Below are 16,918 nucleotides of genomic sequence, written 5' to 3'. Positions count from 1 at the left end.
GTACGACCGCGGGTATGCACCGGTGTTCCGGCTTTAAGACCTTCTTCTTGCTGTCAATATGCGGCAAAGCCTGCCTCAGGTCTAGCGCAAAGCCTTTACCCCTCGCCGTCCGAACTCTCGGTGAGCCCCAAAAGTTTCAGTTTGCGGTGCAGCGCCGACCTTTCCATGCCGATAAAGGTCGCGGTGCGCGAAATATTGCCCGAAAACCGATTGATCTGGATCCGCAGATATTCGCGCTCGAAATTCTCGCGCGCTTCTTTCAGCGGGATTGCGGTGATCGATTCCGAATTGGGCAGGATGTCGGTGCCGCCGCGCACGAGCTCGCCGGGCAGCATGTCGGCGTCGATCCGGGCCAACCGGTCGCTCGGCGCGAGGATCATCACGCGCTCGATCACATTGCGCAGCTCGCGGACGTTGCCCGGCCATTCATGCGCTTGCAACGCCGCCATCGCTTCCGAACTGATCTCGGGCGGCGGCACGCGGCGGTCGGCGGCGTAGCGGCGGATATAATGGTCGCACAGGCTGGCGATGTCGTCGCGCCGTTCGCGCAGCGGCGGGATATGCACCGGCACGACGTTGAGCCGGTAATAGAGATCCTCGCGAAAGCGGCTCTCGGCGATTTCGGTCATCAGGTCGCGCGCCGATCCGGAAATGATCCGCACGTCGACGCGGATCATCGTGCGGCCGCCCACGCGCGTAAAGCTCTGGTCGGTTAAGACGCGCAGGATCTTGCCCTGCGTCGTCAGCGGCATGTCGGCGACCTCGTCGAGGAACAAGGTTCCGCCATGCGCCTGTTCGAGCAACCCGACACGAATCGCCCCGTCGTCGCCTTCGGCGCCGAACAATTCGGTTTCGACGGTCTCCGGGTCCATGCGCGCCGATGAAATGACACGGAAGGGCGCATTGTGGCGACCGCTCCAACCGTGCAGCACGCGCGCAGCGACTTCTTTCCCGACCCCTGCCGCGCCGGTGATCAGCACCCGGCTGCCGGTGCCCGCCACGCGCTTCAGCGTCGCGCGGACATTGTTAATCGCCGCGCTGGTTCCGGTCAGCTCGTCCGATGGCCCCGCCTTTTCGCGTAGCTGCTCATATTCGAACTTCAGCCGTTCGCTCTCGGTCGCGCGCGCTACCAGATGGAGCAAACGCGAGGCTTCGAACGGCTTTTCGATGAAATCATAGGCGCCGCGGCGAATGGCTGCGACGGCGGTGTCGAGCCCGCCATGGCCCGAAATGACGATGATCGGCAGCGTCGGGTCGAAATCCTTGATCGCTTCGACCAAGCCCAAGCCGTCGAGCCGCGAGCCCTGCAACCACACGTCGATCAGTGCGAGCGATGGGCGTCGCTGGCGGATCGCTTCGAGCGCGGAGTCGCTGTCCGAGGCGATGCGCGCCTCATAACCCTCGTCTTCCATGACGCCGGCGACCAGATCGCAAATGTCGCGTTCGTCGTCGACGATCAGAATATCAAGCGCCATGTTCTTCTCTGTCCTGTCGGTTGCGGATCCGCCCCGGAACCGATTCTGCGTATCCCATGCTTGTTTCTTCGCCCTTGCCTTCCAATCCGCGCAGCCGGTCGGGATGGAGCGTCAGTGTGACGCACGTCCCCTGCCCTGCCGGATTGTCCGAAAATTCCAGTTCGCCATAATGTTGCTCGACGATCTTCTTGACGATGGCGAGCCCCAATCCGGTCCCGCCCTGGCGGGTCGTCATATAGGGCTCGGCAATCGCTTCGCGCGCTTGCGGCAGCCCGATGCCATCGTCCGATATCCGAATGATCAATTCCCCGCGCGGCCCCATGTCGAGCGTCGCATCAATATGACCACTTGGCGTAGAATCGGAATGTTTTAGTCGTTCTTCAATTGCTTCCACCGCATTCTTGACAATATTTGTCATTGCCTGCGACAATAGGCGGCGGTCGCACACCAGCGGTTCGATCTCGTCCGGGGTTTGGATCGTAAACGCGATCTCGGGCTTCGCGACCTCGAACAGAAAGACCGACTGGCGCAGAATATCGCGGACATCTTCGACCCCGAAGGTCGGCTTGGGCATGCGGGCGAAGCTCGAAAACTCGTCGACCATCCGCCGCATATCATGCACCTGGCGGATCACCGTATCGGTCAGCTTTTTGAAGGTTGCGCTGTCGCCTTCAACCTTGTCGCCGAAGCGCCGCTGCAGCCGTTCCGCCGCGAGCTGGATGGGGGTGAGCGGGTTCTTGATCTCATGCGCGATGCGCCGTGCAACGTCGGACCAGGCGGCGCGGCGCTGATCCAATAGTTGCTGGGTAATATCTTCAAAACTCAGGACAAAGCCGTCCCCCTGCGCAACCGCCTTGGCGGCCAGCGTCGCGGGCTCGGCATCAGGGCGGGCCAGTTGCACGATCGCCTCATGTTCGTCGCCGGTCAGCAATTGCGCCAGTTCGGGCGCGACCTCGGCCAAAGGCCGTCCGGTCAAACAGTCGGTCGACTGACATATCAGACGTTCCGCAGCGGCGTTGGCGAGCTGGATCCGGTGGTCGGCATCGACCGAAATCACCGCCGACGACACTCCGCTGAGCACCGCTTCGATGAAGCTGCGGCGCGCCTCGAGCTGTTCGTTGACGCTGACCAGAGCGCCGGTCTGGCCTTCCAGCTGTTCGGTCATGCGGTTGAAGGCGCGGGTCAGCACCGAAATCTCGTCATCGCGTGCAGGTGGCGTCACGCGAACCGACAGATCGCCCCCCGCCGCTGTGCGCGTCGCGCCGATGAGCGTGCCGAGCGGGCGGACGATCCGGTCCGCGACGACGATTGCGGCGATGACCGCCAACGCGAGGAGGAGCAGCGAACCGAGGTAAAGGGCGCCGTTGAACTGCAGCTGCAAGAGCTGCGAGCGCTCGAACAACGCGTTGTAGTCCGCAAGTACCGTGCGAGCGAGTTGAAACTGCTGCTGCCCAAGGCTGGACACGGCACGCGACGCATAAAGGAACGCGTTGGGCCTGCCAGGAAGTCTTGTGACCGCCTCAATCCTGTTGGCGCTTCGCGTGACTACTACGTCTTCACCAGCGTTGAGCCGTTGGATAATCGATGGCGTTATCCGCCCTTCCGCCGCCCTATTGTCGGGGTCGATCATCACCGCAGTCCGCGGGATTCCATCGCGCCCAATCTCGATAATGGCGGATTCATTCAGTTCGCGAACTACAACTTGAAATCCATAGGCGTCTTGGAAACTGATGCTATCGATCGTCTGGCTGTCCAGATATTTGCCCAAATCCGTGGACATTGCCTTCGTTTGTCCGGCGACCGACTTTTGACTTTCCTCGTAAAACGACTGAGCCAGCGTTGCAGCGTTTTCGAACATGCCGCGCGAACGGTCGGAGTACCAGAAATCGACGCCGAACTGGAAAAGTAGCGACGCGAAAATCACGACAAGCAGTGTCGGAGTAGCCGCGATCAGCGAAAACAAGGCCACGAGCCGGACGTGCAGGCGGCCATTGCCCCCCTCCATCGATCGCACCGCGCGCGCCCGCGCGATGCGGCTGCCGATCAGCACGATCAACGCCATCGCGGGCACCAGGTTGGCGACCATGATCGCCGCGACCAGCGCCGGGGTCAGCAGCCGTTCGCTCTGCGCGTCGCCGGTGACGAAGACATAGGTTGCGATGCCGATACTGACGATCAGCGCCAGCGTGTAATATTCGGGCGCGGCGAAGCGCCAGAAGCCCGAGCGCGCTTCCTCTTCGGCGAGATCATGATCGTGAGTCAGGGGTGCCGCATGCGCCATTGTTGCCATGCTACGACAAACCTGTTGCATAGAAAACACACAAACTGCGCTCGGGCAGACTGAATGACGCTACTATGGACTAGGTCGGCGTCATCACAGCTGGTTTGGGTCGATATCGAGCTGACCCAAGCGCTTGCGCAGTGTGTTGCGGTTGATCCCCAACCGCCGCGCCGCCTCGAGCTGATTGCCGCGCACCTCGCGCAGGATGCGGCGGAACAGCGCGGCCTCGACGATTGCCTCGAGCTGGCCGTGCAGATCGCCTTCGCTGGCGCCATTCGCCATCTGCTCGCGCGCCCAGTCATCGACCGCGCGGGCGATCAGGTCGGCGGGCGCCGCCACGCCGCCACTCTCGCCATTTTCGTGCAGCACCGTGTCGACGTCACGTTCGGTGACGACGGTGTCGCGCGACAGCACCGCCAGACGCTGAACGACATTGCCAAGTTCCCTGACATTGCCCGGCCAGTCATGGCGTTCGAGCCACTGCATCGCAGCGGGCGAAAACTGGCGGTCGGGCAGCCCGGAGCTGCGCCCCGCGTCGACAAAATGGCGGACGAGCGCCGCGATGTCGCTGCGCCGGTCGCGCAGCGGCGGCAGCGTCACCGGGATGACGTTGAGGCGGTAGAAGAGATCCTCGCGGAACCGGCCATCGGCGACGAGCGTCCGCATGTCGCGATGGGTGGCGGCAATGACGCGGACATCGGCGCGCAGCGCCTGATTGCCGCCGACGGTCGAATATTCGTTGCTTTGCAGGACGCGAAGCAGCCGCGTCTGTGCCTCGAGCGGCATGTCGCCGATTTCGTCGAGGAACAGCGTACCGCCCGCCGCTTGCTCGAACCGCCCCGCATTGCGGCTGTGCGCGCCGGTGAAGGCGCCCTTTTCGTGGCCGAACAGCTCGGCCTCGATCAACTCGCGCGGGATGGCCGCCATGTTGATCGCCACGAACGGACCCGACCGGCGCAGCCCCGTGGCGTGGATCGCGCGCGCCACGACTTCCTTGCCGGTCCCCGATTCGCCGAGGATCAGCACCGCGAGATCGTTCGATGCGAGCCGCGCGATGGTCCGGTACACCGCCTGCATCGCGGGCGCGCGCCCGACCAGCCCATGGCTGTCGGCCTGCGCCGGGTCTGCACTCGTCGCCGGTTCGGCGCGGCGTTGCAGCGCGGCGCGGACGCTCGCGGTCAATTCGTCGAGGTCGAACGGCTTGGGCAGATAGTCGTAGCTGCCGATCCCGGTCGCGCGCACCGCCGTGTCGAGCGTATTTTGCGCCGACAGCACGATGACCGGTATCGCCGCATCGATGCGAAGCGAATCGATGCCGTCGCCATCGGGCAGGACGACGTCGGTGATGACCAGATCGGGGCGGTTGCCCGTCAGCCAGGCGTTGCGCTCGGCAATGCTGGCGACCGATGTGAAATGTCCGCATTCGCCAAGCAGCGTTTCGCGAATGATCATCGCGATCGCGGGATCATCCTCGACCAGCAGGATCGTTTTGGCGGTGCTCATGCGGGGCGGACCTTTTGCGCGACCGGCAAATGAACGCGAAAGCGCGTCCAGTCGCCGTCGCGCATATGCTGGACGGTGCCGCCCATATCGCGCGCCAGCTTGGCGACGAGGGCGAGGCCGAGTCCCCGCCCCTCGCGCTTCGTCGTTACGAACGGGTCGAACAGGTCGCCGCGAATATCGGCTGGAACCCCCGGGCCATTGTCGCTGACGCTGACCTCGATCGGCAGCGCGATGCGCCCGCGCCCGTCGCCATTGTCGATCGACAGCCCGTGGCGATAGGCGGTGGCGATCCGCACCACGCCGTCGTCGCGCCCACCCAGCGCTTCGCAGCCATTGGTGACCAGGTTGAGCAATATCTGCACCATGGCGTCATGGTTGCCGTGCACGAGCGGCAAGGACGGGTCGAAATCCTCCGCAAAGCGCACCCCCGGAAACTGGCGCGCGCGCGCGGTTTCCATCGCCTGGTGGATCGGCTGGTACAGGTTGATCGCGGCGCAGGCGATCGGCTGCCCGCGCGAAAAATGCTCCATCTGATCGATCAGCGTCGCGATCCGGTCGACCTCGGCGCAGATCAATGTCGTAAAGCGTTCGCCGCTGGCGTCGGTCTTGCGCGCCAGCAATTGCGCCGCGCCCTTTATACCCGCGAGCGGATTCTTGATTTCGTGCGCCAGCATCGATGCCGCGCCGCCGGCGGCGCGTCCCGACCGTCCAATCGCGCCGCCCATCAATTCGGCATCACTGTGGGCCGGAATCAGCGCGAGGATGCGGTGGCCGCTCTGGCCATAAGGCACCATCTGCATGTCGACATAAATCGCCTTGCGCCCACCCACCGAAATTTCGGCGCGATGCGCGAACAGCGCCGACGTCGCGGCGTCGCTCATTCGCTGGCGATAGCTGCGGTCCATGTCGATCACGTCATAGACCACGCGGCCGATCATCGCCGACCGGCTCATATTGCACATTTGCTCGGCGGCGGCGTTGACGAACAGAACGACGGCACCCTTGTCGATCAGCAGGGTGGGAACGGGGTGCGAGTGGATCAGCTCGTCATGGTCGAAACGCGGGATGCTCGACGTGAGCGTGGTCACGCCGCGGCCTTGGTCAGGAAGGGCGCATAGAAGCGTTCGAGCGCGTCGAGCACGTCACGGCTGCTCGGGATCTGGTTGACCATGTTGCGAAACTCGGCCGATCCGTGTAGCCCCTTGACGTACCAGCCAAGGTGCTTGCGCGCCATATTGACCCCGGTAATCTCGCCATAATGGTCGATCATCGCCCGGTAATGCGATGTAATGACGTCATATTGTTCGTCGATGCCGGGGTCGGGGCGCTCGCCCTCGCCGCGCAGCGCCGCCATCACCTGACCCAGCAGCCACGGGCGGCCATAGGCGCCGCGACCGATCATCACCCCGTCGGCGCCGCTTTGCGACAGCGCGGTCCTCGCGTCGTCCGCCGAGCAGATGTCGCCATTGACAATGACCGGGATCGACACCGCATCCTTAACCGAACGGACAAAAGCCCAGTCGGCCTCGCCGCGATACATCTGATTGCGAGTGCGGCCGTGCACGGTCACCAGCTTCGCGCCCAGATCCTCGGCAATATGCGCCAGTTCGGGCGCGTTGAGACTGTCGTGGCACCACCCCATGCGCATCTTGACCGTCACCGGGACCGACACCGCCTTCACGCAACTGTCGATCAGCGCCGCGGCGAGCTTCAGGTCGCGCATCAGCGCGGATCCGGCATCGCCGTTGGTGACCTTGCGCACCGGACAGCCCATGTTGATGTCGATGATCGATGCGCCGCGATCCTCGTTGAGCTTGGCCGCCTCGCCCATTTCATAGGGGGTGCACCCGACAAGCTGCATCGAAACCGGCTCTTCGACCGGATCCCAGGCGGCTTTCTGGATCGACTGGCGCGTTTCGCGGATCGCGGCCTGACTCGCGATCATCTCGGTGACGTTGAGCCCCGAACCATAATAGCGCACCAGCTTGCGGAACGGCAGGTCGGTGACGCCCGTCATCGGCGCAAGGATCACGGGATCCGCGATGGTGATGTTGCCGATCTGGATGGGCCGCAGCGGCGCCATGGCGGGAGCTTTCTCGAAATTGCCTAAAATTTGAGCAGCCCGTACACGCTAAGCCGCTTTCCCGCAAGCCGCCGCTGCGCTAACCGGCGCGCAACATGACTGAGTCCGCTCCCCTCGCCACGCCGCGCGCGATGGCTATATTGCTTGCGGGCGGTCGAGGGAGCCGCGCCGGTTTCGTGATGCCCAAGCAGCTTGCGATGCTCGGCGGCAAGCCGGTCTTGCGCTGGAGCCTCGACGCCCTCGCTGGCCACCCTGCGATCGCTGGCGGCGTTGTCGTCGGCAATGATGACGTTATGGCGGCGCTCGGTACACTGCCGGATGGCTGGATTTCCGCCGGTCCCGGGGAAGAACGGCAACAATCGGTCGCCAACGCGCTCGCCGCGCTGGCCCACTGCGACGACGCGGTGCGGGTGCTGGTTCACGACGCGGCGCGGCCCGGCGTGACCGCCGACGTCATCGATCGGCTGCTTGCGGCGCTTGATGTCGCCAACGCTGCAATTCCGACGCTGCCGGTTCCCGATACCCTCGTCGAGCACGCGGGGAGCGAAGCAGGCGAGGTCGTCGACCGCGCGGCGCTGGCGCGCGTTCAGACCCCGCAGGCGTTCCATCTTGGGACATTGCGCCGCGCGCATGGCGTGGCGGCCGAGGAAGCCGCAACCGACGACGCGCAGCTAGTACGGCGCCAGGGGCTTTCCGTCGCGACCGTCGCGGGCGACGCGCGGCTCCACAAACTGACTTATGCCGAAGATATGGCAATCCTGTCAGGATTGTTGGGGATTAAGACCATGACAAGAACCGCCGTCGGAATGGGATATGACGTCCACAGGCTTGTTGCCGGTAAGCCGCTGTGGATCTGCGGCATAGAAATCGCGCATAGTCATGGGCTTGAAGGCCATAGCGATGCCGACGTCGGACTTCACGCGTTGACCGATGCGATCCTCGGCGCGCTTGGCGATGGCGACATTGGCGATCATTTCCCGCCCAGCGACCTGCAATGGCGCGGCGCCGCCTCGCACCGTTTCCTGTCCTTTGCAGCAGCGCGCGTTGCGGCGCGTTCGGGCCGGATCGACCATGTCGATCTCACCATCATCGCCGAAGCGCCGAAGATCGGCCCCCACCGTGCGGCAATGCGCGCACGGATTGCCGAAATCCTTGCGATTCCGGTCGAACGGGTTAGTGTGAAGGCCACAACGACAGAGCGGCTGGGGTTCACCGGTCGCCGCGAAGGGATAGCTGCCCAAGCCGTCGCGACCCTGCGACTTCCGGAGAATTGATACCGTGTTGCCAGACCCTGAATCGCGCCTTTTCGCGCGCGACGAGCTTGCGACCAGCGTGCTCGCAAACAATCGCGCGGCGGGGCGCAAGGTGGGAGTGGCCGAAAGCTGCACCGGCGGCATGGTCAGCGCCGCGCTGACCGATATCGCAGGCAGTTCGGACGTGTTTTCTGCCGGCTTCATCACCTATTCGGGCCATGCCAAGCAAAGCCAGCTCGACGTCAGCAGCGAAATCCTCGAAACCTTCGGCGAAGTGTCGCTGGCGACGGCGTGGGCGATGGCATCCGGAGCGCTCGCCAATAGCGACGCCGATATTGCCGTAGCGATCACCGGAATCGCCGGCCCGGGCGGGGGATCGGAGAAAAAGCCCGTCGGGCTGGTCGTTTTCGCCCGCGCGCTGCGCGGCCAGGATCCCGACGATTATTTCACCCAGCGAGTACAGTTCGAGTCGACCGATCGCGCCGCGATCCGCCATGCGGCCACGCTGTTCGCGCTCGACCTGCTTCAGCCCGACAGGGACGCGCTGCGCCCGTCGGAGGACATCGCCCTCCCCGCGCCGTAAAGGTCATCGGCGCGCGTTTCGAACGCCGCGATCATCTTGCGCAACGCCTTGTCGAACATCTGCCCTGCCAGTGCTTCGAACATGCGGCTGCGGAAAGCGAAATCGACCATGAAGTCGACGCGGCAGCCGCCACCCTCGACGGGTGAAAAATGCCATTCATTGTTCAGGTGGCGCATCGGCCCGTCGATATAGCTCACCGTCACTTCGCGCGGCCGTTCTTTGTGGACGCGGCACGAGAAGCTTTCGCGCAGTCCCTTGAACCCGACTATCATGTCGGCGACCGCTTCATGTTCGCTGTCGCTGCGGATGCGCAGCGCAATCACCCACGGCAGAAACTCGGGATAGCGCTCGATGTCGGTGACGAGCGCGAACATCTGCTCTTCGCTATACGGCAGAACGCGGGTTTCATGGTGCCTTGGCAATCAGTCCGCCTTGGTCCGGGCCAATTGCGCTTCGCGGGCAGCGCGCATCCGTTCGAAATCATCGCCGGCATGATAGCTGGAGCGCGTCAGCGGCGACGAGGCGACCTGAAGGAAACCCTTGGCGCGCGCGATCTGGGCATAGGCGTCGAACGCTTGCGGGGTCACGAAGTCGATGACCTTGGCGTGCTTCGGCGTCGGTTGCAGATATTGACCCATCGTCATGAAATCGATGTCGGCGCTGCGCATGTCGTCCATCACCTGATGCACTTCCATCCGCTGCTCGCCGAGCCCCAGCATGATGCCCGACTTGGTAAAGATCGACGGATCGCGGCGTTTGACGCTTTCGAGCAGGCGAAGCGACGCATAATAGCGCGCGCCGGGACGGATCGTCGGATAGAGCCGCGGCACGGTTTCGAGATTGTGATTATAGACGTCGGGCCGCGCATCGACGATCGCTGCAACTGCGCTTTCGGGCTTGTTGCGGAAGTCCGGCGTCAGGATCTCGATCGTCGTCTGCGGCGTTTCGCGGCGCAGCGCATTGATCACCTTCACAAACTGGCTCGCGCCGCCGTCGGGCAAATCGTCGCGGTCGACCGAGGTGATGACGATGTGGCTGAGCCCCATCTTCGCCGCCGCAATCGCGGTATGCTCGGGCTCGAACGGATCGACCGCCCGCGGCATCCCCGTCTTGACGTTGCAAAAGGCGCAGGCGCGGGTGCAGGTATCGCCCAGGATCATCACCGTCGCATGCTTCTTGGTCCAGCATTCGCCGATGTTCGGACACGCCGCCTCTTCGCACACCGTATGCAGGTTGAGCTCGCGCATCAGCTTGCGCGTTTCCGCATAGCCGGGGCTGGTCGGCGCCTTGACGCGGATCCAGTCGGGCTTGCGCGTGCGCTGGCTGGGAGTCGAAACGGGCTGTGCGGGAGCGGTCATGCCGCCCACATAGTCGCGCGCGCGCCTCTTCTCAACCTCTCTACCTATGCTAAGGCGAGTCCATGACTCACTTTACCGACATGATCGAGGGATACCGCCGTTTCCGTAGCGGCGGCTGGCAACAACAGCGCGACCGCTGGGACGAACTGGCCGAAGGCCAGTCGCCCAAGGTGATGGTGATCGCCTGCTCCGACAGCCGCGTCGAACCGTCGCAGATTTTCGACACCAATCCGGGCGAAATCTTTGTCGTGCGCAACGTCGCCGCTCTGGTCCCGCCGTTCGAAACGACGCCGGGCCGTCACGGCGTGTCGGCGGCGCTCGAATTCGCCGTCCAATTCCTGAAGGTCGAGGAAATCGTCGTGATGGGCCACGGCCTCTGCGGCGGGTGCCATGCCGCGCTTCACAAATCGATGGCGGGCGCCGAGCCGGGCCGCGGCGGTTTTATCGCCGACTGGATCGCGCTGCTCGACGACGCCAGTGAACAGGTGCGCCACGATCATACCGACATCGACAACCGAGAAGCGGGCCGCGCGATGGAGCTGGCCGCGGTGCGCGTCAGCATCGACAATCTGCGGACCTTCCCCTGCATCCAGGAAAAGGAACGGCGCGGCACCTTGCGTCTGCGCGGGGCCTTTTTCGCGATCAGCGACGGGGTGCTGCACCTTATGGACGACGCGACGCGGGAGTTTGAGCCCGCCGCCTGAAACGGGAGCGCGATATGAGCAAGAATGCGATATGGTTGACGCTGATTTTTGCGGCGGCCATCGTTGGCGCGCTCATGGGACCGTCGCTGGCCAGCGTGCTGGCGCCCGAAACCCTGCTCATCCTGTCGGTGCTGCTGATCGGGGGCGTTGTCATCTTCTGCTTTTGGGCGTTGTCGAGCAACAAGGGCGGCGCGAAGGCCGATACCGCGGCGACCGCCGACGCGCGAACGATGCAGGCGCCCGCCGGCAAGGCACGACTCTATGTGGTGCGCCGGGGCTTTGTCGCGGCGCTGCAGGGGATGGACGTCACGCTCGACGGCGTGGCGAAGGGGCAGATCAAGTCAGGCCAGATGCTGATGGCGGACGTCGCGCCTGGAATGCACCATTTACATATCGCCACGGCAAAGGCGAAGCTGGCGCACCCCGCCGAATTCGACATCGATGTCGGCCCGGGCGGGGTTGTCGTGATCGGCGCGATGATCGAAATGGAGGCGCTCAAGGGCAGCATCAAGCTCGAACGCCTCGACGCCGCCAAGGCGCGCGAAGATGTCCGCGCGACCAAATTAATCTTGTGGGAGGTGCCGCCCGCCTGACCTTCTTCTCGGCGTCATTGCGAGCGAAGCGGAGCAATGCAGTGCAGGTTTACGCAGGCTCTGGATTGCCGCGTCGCTTCGCTCCTCGTGAAAGGCCCGCGTCACGGTTTCGCGGGAACAAACCCCGCCGCCGGCCAATCGCTATCGCCGATCCGCGCGACTTCCAGCTTGGCGAATTCGACCGGCGGCATCCCGACGCCGACATAGCTGCCGACCTCGGTCCATTTGCCGTCGGCGACTGTCGCGACATATTTGATCGTGGCGCCGTTCGGGACGGGGATGCTCCATTCAAAGCCCGTATCGGTCACCGCAAACGGGAATTTCCCGGTGCGACCGTCGGTCCAGCTGTTCATGGCATATTGATCGGTCGCGGCGTCGTACGAAATCACCGCAAAAGCATTGAAGGCGAGCTTGCCCGCCTCGTCATAACCGCGCCCCTCGATCACCACCGCGGTGCCGTCCAGCATCGGCCCGGCGCGCTCGGTCTGCACCAACTTGATCGTACCGCCCGGCGACGTGATCGTCGCGGTCCCGCGCCATTCGCCGTGCAGTTTCGCCAATCGGGCGATCGCGGCCTTTTGTTCGGCGACGACCGCAGGATCGGTCCGCATCTGCGCCTGCGCGGGCAAGACGGCGGCCGACAGCAAGGCCGCAGCAACAAGAGCAATTCGCATGATGTTCCTCCCCAATTGTGTTATCGCTATAACACAGCGGATAGCCGAGGAGAATAGGCGTTCAAGCAGCGATCTAGGGAATGGCGTAGGTCACATTCGCCTGTCCGACAGGCTTTTCGGGGTCGTCGGTCCAGATCCGGACGTCCATCACCGCGAGCCGTTTTCCAAGCCGCAACATATGCGCATCGGCGAACAGCGGCCCCGGCCGGCACGGACGCAGGAACTGATAGTTGAGCGCGCTCGTCACCGCCATCGCGACCGGACCGATATGCGCCAGGACGAGCGCGTAGGCCGCCATATCGGCGAACCCCATCTGCGTGGGTCCGGAAATGAGGCCACCGGGCCGCAAAGCGTTTTCATTCGGGTCCATCCGCGCCTGGATATGCCCGGGCGCCGCCGACACGACGGTGCCGCGCGAACCCGGCGCCGAATTGGGAAAGGCGTCCGCCATGAACGCGTTGAGCGCATCGGCGTCCAGCCGGATCGCGCCCGACGAGATTGGCTCCGAGATTGGCTCCGCCTTCCCCGTCATCGCTTTTAGCGCGACAGCTTCTTGTACGTCGTTGCGTGCGGACGGGTCGCGCCCTCACCAAGGCGGCGGATCTTGTCCTCTTCATACGCTTCGAAATTGCCCTCGAACCATTCGACATGGCTGTCGCCCTCGAACGCCAGAATGTGCGTCGCGAGGCGATCGAGGAAGAAGCGGTCGTGGCTGATGACCACCGCGCAGCCCGCGAAATTTTCGAGCGCTTCTTCGAGCGCGGCGAGGGTTTCGGTGTCGAGGTCGTTGGTCGGTTCGTCGAGCAGCAGCACGTTGCCGCCCTGCTTCAGCATTTTTGCCATATGGACGCGGTTGCGTTCACCGCCCGACAGCTGGCCGACCTTTTTCTGCTGGTCGACGCCCTTGAAGTTGAACGCGCCAACATAGGCGCGGGTCTGCATTTCGTGCTTGCCGATGTTCATCATGTCGTGGCCGCCCGAAATCTCTTCCCAGACATTCTTGTTCGGGTCGAGCGCATCGCGGCTCTGGTCGACATAGCCGAGGCGGACGGTATCGCCGATCGCGACGCTGCCGCTGTCGGGGGTTTCCTGCCCGGTAATCAGCTTGAACAGCGTCGATTTGCCGGCGCCGTTCGGGCCGATCACGCCGACGATGCCGCCCGGCGGCAGCGTGAACGACAGATCTTCAAAGAGCAGTTTGTCGCCATAAGCCTTGGAAATGCCCGACACCTCGATCACCTTGCCGCCAAGGCGTTCGGGCACCTGAATGACGATCTGCGCCTTGCCGGGCGCGCGGTTTTCCTGCGCCTCGATGAGCTGATCGAACGATTTGATACGCGCCTTCGACTTGGCCTGACGCGCTTTCGGCGACTGCCGGATCCACTCGAGCTCGTCCTTGATCGCCTTCTGGCGGCCCTGGTCCTCGCGCGCTTCCTGCTCGAGGCGCTTGCCCTTCTTTTCGAGATAGGTCGAATAATTGCCTTCATAGACAAAATAGCGGCCGCGATCGAGTTCGAGGATCCAATTCACGACATTGTCGAGGAAGTAACGGTCGTGGGTGACGAGGATGACGTTGCCCGGATAGTCCACCAGATGCTTTTCGAGCCAGGCGACGCTTTCGGCATCGAGGTGGTTGGTCGGTTCGTCGAGCAGCAGGATCGACGGCTTTTCGAGCAGCAGACGGGTCAGCGCGATGCGGCGGCGTTCGCCGCCCGACAGATTCTCGACGCTCCAGTCGCCCGGTGGGCAACGCAGCGCTTCCATCGCAATTTCAAGCTGGTTGTCGAGCGTCCAGCCGTCGACCGCGTCGATCTTTTCCTGCAGCGTGCCCATTTCCTCCATCAGCGCATCAAAATCGGCGTCGGCGGGCGGATCGGCCATCAGCGTGCTGATCTCGTTGAAGCGGTCCATCATGTCGGCGACACCGCGAACGCCGTCCATGACATTTTCCTTGACCGTCTTGGTCGGGTCGAGCTCGGGCTCCTGCGCGAGATAACCGACAGTGATCCCCTCGCCCGGCCAGGCCTCGCCCGAAAATTCGGTATCCATGCCCGCCATGATCTTCATCAGCGTCGATTTACCGGTGCCGTTCGGACCGACGATGCCAATCTTGGCATCGGGATAGAATTGCAGGCTCAGATTGTTGAGCGTCGGCTTTTGCGCGCCGGGATAGGTCTTGGTCAGACCCTTCATCACGAAACTATATTGGGCGGCCATGGAAATGCTCCGGTGTGGGCTGGGCCGCAGGCGCGGCCTTGGTAACAATGGAATCGTGGCGCGGTTAGCGAATGGGGGCCATCTTGGCAATCATCGGGGCGATCGGCGCTTGCGCCCGCGAGACGCGCAGCTACGACAGCGGGATGAGAAACCCCCGCACACCGATCCGCCTTGCCGGAATCACCGCACTCCTCTTCTCCTCTGCCGTAACTGCCCAACCTATACCGAGTGCTGCCGAGCTGGCGCTGCAAGGCAACGATCCGGCATGGGCGATCACCCGCGACCTGACAACCGAGATCGGCCCGCGCATGCCCGGAACCGAGTCCGAAGCCGCTGCGCGCCGCTGGGCCGCGCGGCGGTTGCAGGCCATGGGCTTCGCGAACGTCCGCGAGGAGGCGTTCGACATGCCCGTGTGGGTGCGCGGTGCCGAAGAGGCTTGGTTGACCAGTGCGATCGTGCCCCAGAAGCTGGCGATCACCGCGCTTGGCAACAGCGCATCGACGGGCGCCAAGGGCATCGAAGGCGAGATCGCCTATTTTGAGAGCTTCGACGCGCTGGCCGCCGCACCCGCCGCCAGCGTAAAGGGCAAGATCGTCTTCATCGATCATCAGATGAAGCCGGCACAGGACGGCAGCGGCTACGGCTATTATGGCCGTGGGCGGTTTTCCGGCCCCAACGTCGCCGCCCAAAAAGGCGCGATCGCGATCGTGATCCGCTCGATCGGGACCGACAGCCACCGGAACCCGCACACCGGCGTCACCAATTTCGACGCCGGAGTGAAGCCGATTCCAGCGGGCGCGATCTCCAATCCCGATGCCGATCAACTTGTCCGGCAGTGGCGACGCGCGCAGCCGGTGCGCAGCGATGAAGCGCCGCTGCTCACGATGAAGCTCATCCTGACTCCGCAGAACCTCGGCATCCGCAAATCGGGGAACGTCATCGCCGAAGTGCCCGGAAGCGATCGCGGCGCCAGCCCGGTCATCATCGCCTGTCATCTCGACAGTTGGGATCTGGGCACCGGCGCGATCGATGACGCCGCGGGGTGCGGGGTTATCACCGCAGCGGCGAAACATGTGATGACGGCGGGCCAGCCGCGCCGGACGATCCGCATTTTGTGGGCGGGAGCAGAGGAAGTGGGCGTGTTCGGCGGCAAGGCCTATTTCGAGCGCCATGGCGAACAGAAGCATGCGGTCGCGCTCGAGTCCGATTTTGGAGCCGATCGCGTGTGGCGCATCGATTTCAAGCTGCCCGACAGCGCAAAGCCGCTCGCCGACCGGCTGACCGCTGCCGTAGCTCCCTTCGGCGTCGTGCGCGGTCGCCAGCCCGCAAGTGGCGGTGCGGATATTGGCGCGCTGGTCGCCGCGGGGGTGCCGACGATCGACCTGGCACAGGATGGGACGCGCTATTTCGATCTGCACCACACGCCCGACGATACGCTCGACAAGATCGATCCGGTGCAATTGCGGAAAAATGTCGCGGTCTGGAGCGCGACACTGGCGATTCTCGCCAATAGCAGCGACGCCGAGCTGCCGTGAATGTTGCGCGGAAATGACAGTTTTCCGCCAGCGCACGGCATCTCAATTATTTTTGTTGACGATCCATACGGAACGGCTAAATCCCGCCGCTCGCGGGACGGGAAGTTTCCCCATCGCGGTAAGGCATTTTAGGGAGCCCACACATCATGAAGAAATTTGCTGCTATCGCCGTTGCTGCCAGCATGTTCGCCCTCGCCGCTTGCGGTGAAAAGGCTGCTGAAGAAGCCACCACGGAAGCCCCGGCTGCTGAAGCTGTTGCTGAAGAAGGCGCTGACGCCGCTGCTGCTGGCGCCGACGCCGCTGCTGCTGGTGCCGAAGCTGCCGCTGCTGGTGCCGACGCTGCTGCCGCTGCTCCGGCTGACGCTGCTGCGACCGCTGCTGCTCCGGCCGACGCCGCTGCTGCTCCGGCCGCTCCGGCTGAAGAAAAGAAGTAAGTCACAGCCCTTCGGGGCGTTGACCGAAACTAGAATTGGGCGGTCTTCCTTCGGGAAGGCCGCCTTTTTCTTTGCCTTTTGCAACGGCGGGATAGACTTGCGTGCGCGCGCTGTCTAAGGCGCCCAGCAGTAGTCGGGGAGTAGCGCAGCCCGGTAGCGCGCCTGCTTTGGGAGCAGGATGTCGCAGGTTCGAATCCTGTCTCCCCGACCACTGCCCCCCAAAAA

At 63.8% G+C, this 16,918-nt stretch carries 16 protein-coding genes and 1 tRNA gene; 7 read left to right on the top strand and 10 right to left on the bottom strand.

The window, feature by feature from the left end; translation table 11 throughout:
* Nucleotides 1-95: 95 nt before the first annotated feature.
* From ntrX to dusB, 5 genes are all read right to left on the bottom strand, one after another.
* On the bottom strand, nt 96-1,475 hold the full coding sequence (ntrX, locus tag FFS18_RS09455; protein ID WP_120216173.1) for a nitrogen assimilation response regulator NtrX: 1,380 nt from the start codon (nt 1,473-1,475) through the stop codon (nt 96-98).
* Nucleotides 1,465-3,756 (bottom strand): sensor histidine kinase, encoded by a 2,292-nt coding sequence (locus FFS18_RS09450; protein ID WP_249340360.1) that lies wholly within the window; start codon nt 3,754-3,756, stop codon nt 1,465-1,467. The genes ntrX and FFS18_RS09450 overlap by 11 nt, the downstream gene beginning before the upstream one ends.
* A 93-nt stretch (nt 3,757-3,849) precedes the next feature.
* A complete protein-coding gene (locus tag FFS18_RS09445; RefSeq protein WP_137870599.1) occupies nt 3,850-5,259 on the bottom strand; it encodes a sigma-54-dependent transcriptional regulator in 1,410 nt (469 codons plus the stop codon).
* Nucleotides 5,256-6,347 carry a two-component system sensor histidine kinase NtrB gene (locus FFS18_RS09440; RefSeq protein WP_137870598.1) on the bottom strand — a complete coding sequence of 364 codons (1,092 nt, stop codon included), beginning with the start codon at nt 6,345-6,347 and terminating at the stop codon, nt 5,256-5,258. Before FFS18_RS09440 ends, FFS18_RS09445 begins: the two co-directional genes overlap by 4 nt.
* The gene (dusB, locus tag FFS18_RS09435; RefSeq protein ID WP_137870597.1) at nt 6,344-7,342 is read right to left on the bottom strand and encodes a tRNA dihydrouridine synthase DusB; all 999 of its coding nucleotides are present in this window, start codon (nt 7,340-7,342) and stop codon (nt 6,344-6,346) included. The genes FFS18_RS09440 and dusB overlap by 4 nt, the downstream gene beginning before the upstream one ends.
* A gap of 95 nt (nt 7,343-7,437) precedes the next feature.
* Between dusB and FFS18_RS09430 the strand changes: the two genes are divergently transcribed.
* Nucleotides 7,438-8,616 (top strand): bifunctional 2-C-methyl-D-erythritol 4-phosphate cytidylyltransferase/2-C-methyl-D-erythritol 2,4-cyclodiphosphate synthase, encoded by a 1,179-nt coding sequence (locus FFS18_RS09430; protein ID WP_137870596.1) that lies wholly within the window; start codon nt 7,438-7,440, stop codon nt 8,614-8,616.
* Nucleotides 8,617-8,620: 4 nt separating this feature from the next.
* Nucleotides 8,621-9,178: a CinA family protein gene (locus FFS18_RS09425; RefSeq protein ID WP_137870595.1), complete on the top strand. Its 558-nt coding sequence runs from the start codon at nt 8,621-8,623 to the stop codon at nt 9,176-9,178.
* Here the strand turns inward: FFS18_RS09425 and FFS18_RS09420 are convergent.
* Both FFS18_RS09420 and lipA read right to left on the bottom strand, forming a co-directional pair.
* On the bottom strand, nt 9,121-9,600 hold the full coding sequence (locus FFS18_RS09420; protein WP_137870594.1) for a type II toxin-antitoxin system RatA family toxin: 480 nt from the start codon (nt 9,598-9,600) through the stop codon (nt 9,121-9,123). The genes FFS18_RS09425 and FFS18_RS09420 overlap by 58 nt on opposite strands.
* Nucleotides 9,601-10,536 (bottom strand): lipoyl synthase, encoded by a 936-nt coding sequence (gene lipA, locus FFS18_RS09415; RefSeq protein WP_137870593.1) that lies wholly within the window; start codon nt 10,534-10,536, stop codon nt 9,601-9,603.
* Between the two features lie 62 nt (nt 10,537-10,598).
* Here lipA and FFS18_RS09410 point away from each other — a divergent pair, with 62 nt between their 5' ends.
* Nucleotides 10,599-11,240, top strand: a complete 642-nt coding sequence (locus tag FFS18_RS09410; protein WP_137870592.1) for a carbonic anhydrase — start codon at nt 10,599-10,601, stop codon at nt 11,238-11,240.
* A 14-nt stretch (nt 11,241-11,254) separates the two neighbouring features.
* Nucleotides 11,255-11,833 (top strand): hypothetical protein, encoded by a 579-nt coding sequence (locus tag FFS18_RS09405; RefSeq protein WP_137870591.1) that lies wholly within the window; start codon nt 11,255-11,257, stop codon nt 11,831-11,833.
* A 101-nt stretch (nt 11,834-11,934) separates the two neighbouring features.
* Here FFS18_RS09405 and FFS18_RS09400 read toward each other — a convergent pair whose 3' ends face one another.
* The 3 genes from FFS18_RS09400 to ettA all read right to left on the bottom strand — a co-directional run bounded on the left by FFS18_RS09400 (nt 11,935) and on the right by ettA (nt 14,724).
* Nucleotides 11,935-12,507 (bottom strand): DUF1579 domain-containing protein, encoded by a 573-nt coding sequence (locus FFS18_RS09400; protein ID WP_137870590.1) that lies wholly within the window; start codon nt 12,505-12,507, stop codon nt 11,935-11,937.
* Between the two features lie 73 nt (nt 12,508-12,580).
* Nucleotides 12,581-13,039 carry a PaaI family thioesterase gene (locus FFS18_RS09395; protein WP_137870589.1) on the bottom strand — a complete coding sequence of 153 codons (459 nt, stop codon included), beginning with the start codon at nt 13,037-13,039 and terminating at the stop codon, nt 12,581-12,583.
* A gap of 5 nt (nt 13,040-13,044) precedes the next feature.
* The gene (gene ettA / locus FFS18_RS09390) at nt 13,045-14,724 is read right to left on the bottom strand and encodes an energy-dependent translational throttle protein EttA (RefSeq protein WP_137870588.1); all 1,680 of its coding nucleotides are present in this window, start codon (nt 14,722-14,724) and stop codon (nt 13,045-13,047) included.
* A 143-nt stretch (nt 14,725-14,867) separates the two neighbouring features.
* Here ettA and FFS18_RS09385 point away from each other — a divergent pair, with 143 nt between their 5' ends.
* From FFS18_RS09385 to FFS18_RS09375, 3 genes are all read left to right on the top strand, one after another.
* Entirely contained in the window at nt 14,868-16,259 is a 1,392-nt protein-coding gene (locus tag FFS18_RS09385) for a M20/M25/M40 family metallo-hydrolase (RefSeq protein ID WP_137870665.1), read from the top strand.
* 204 nt (nt 16,260-16,463) lie between these two features.
* Nucleotides 16,464-16,811 carry a hypothetical protein gene (locus FFS18_RS09380; protein ID WP_168452885.1) on the top strand — a complete coding sequence of 116 codons (348 nt, stop codon included), beginning with the start codon at nt 16,464-16,466 and terminating at the stop codon, nt 16,809-16,811.
* Between the two features lie 16 nt (nt 16,812-16,827).
* A tRNA-Pro gene (locus FFS18_RS09375) sits at nt 16,828-16,904 on the top strand.
* Nucleotides 16,905-16,918: the final 14 nt, after the last annotated feature.

It is taken from the genome of Sphingopyxis sp. 2PD, from assembly GCF_005503695.1.
In the GTDB taxonomy this organism is placed as follows: domain Bacteria; phylum Pseudomonadota; class Alphaproteobacteria; order Sphingomonadales; family Sphingomonadaceae; genus Sphingopyxis.
The sequence above is the reverse complement of the archived record's forward strand: the minus strand, read 5'-3'. Positions and strand labels throughout refer to the sequence as shown.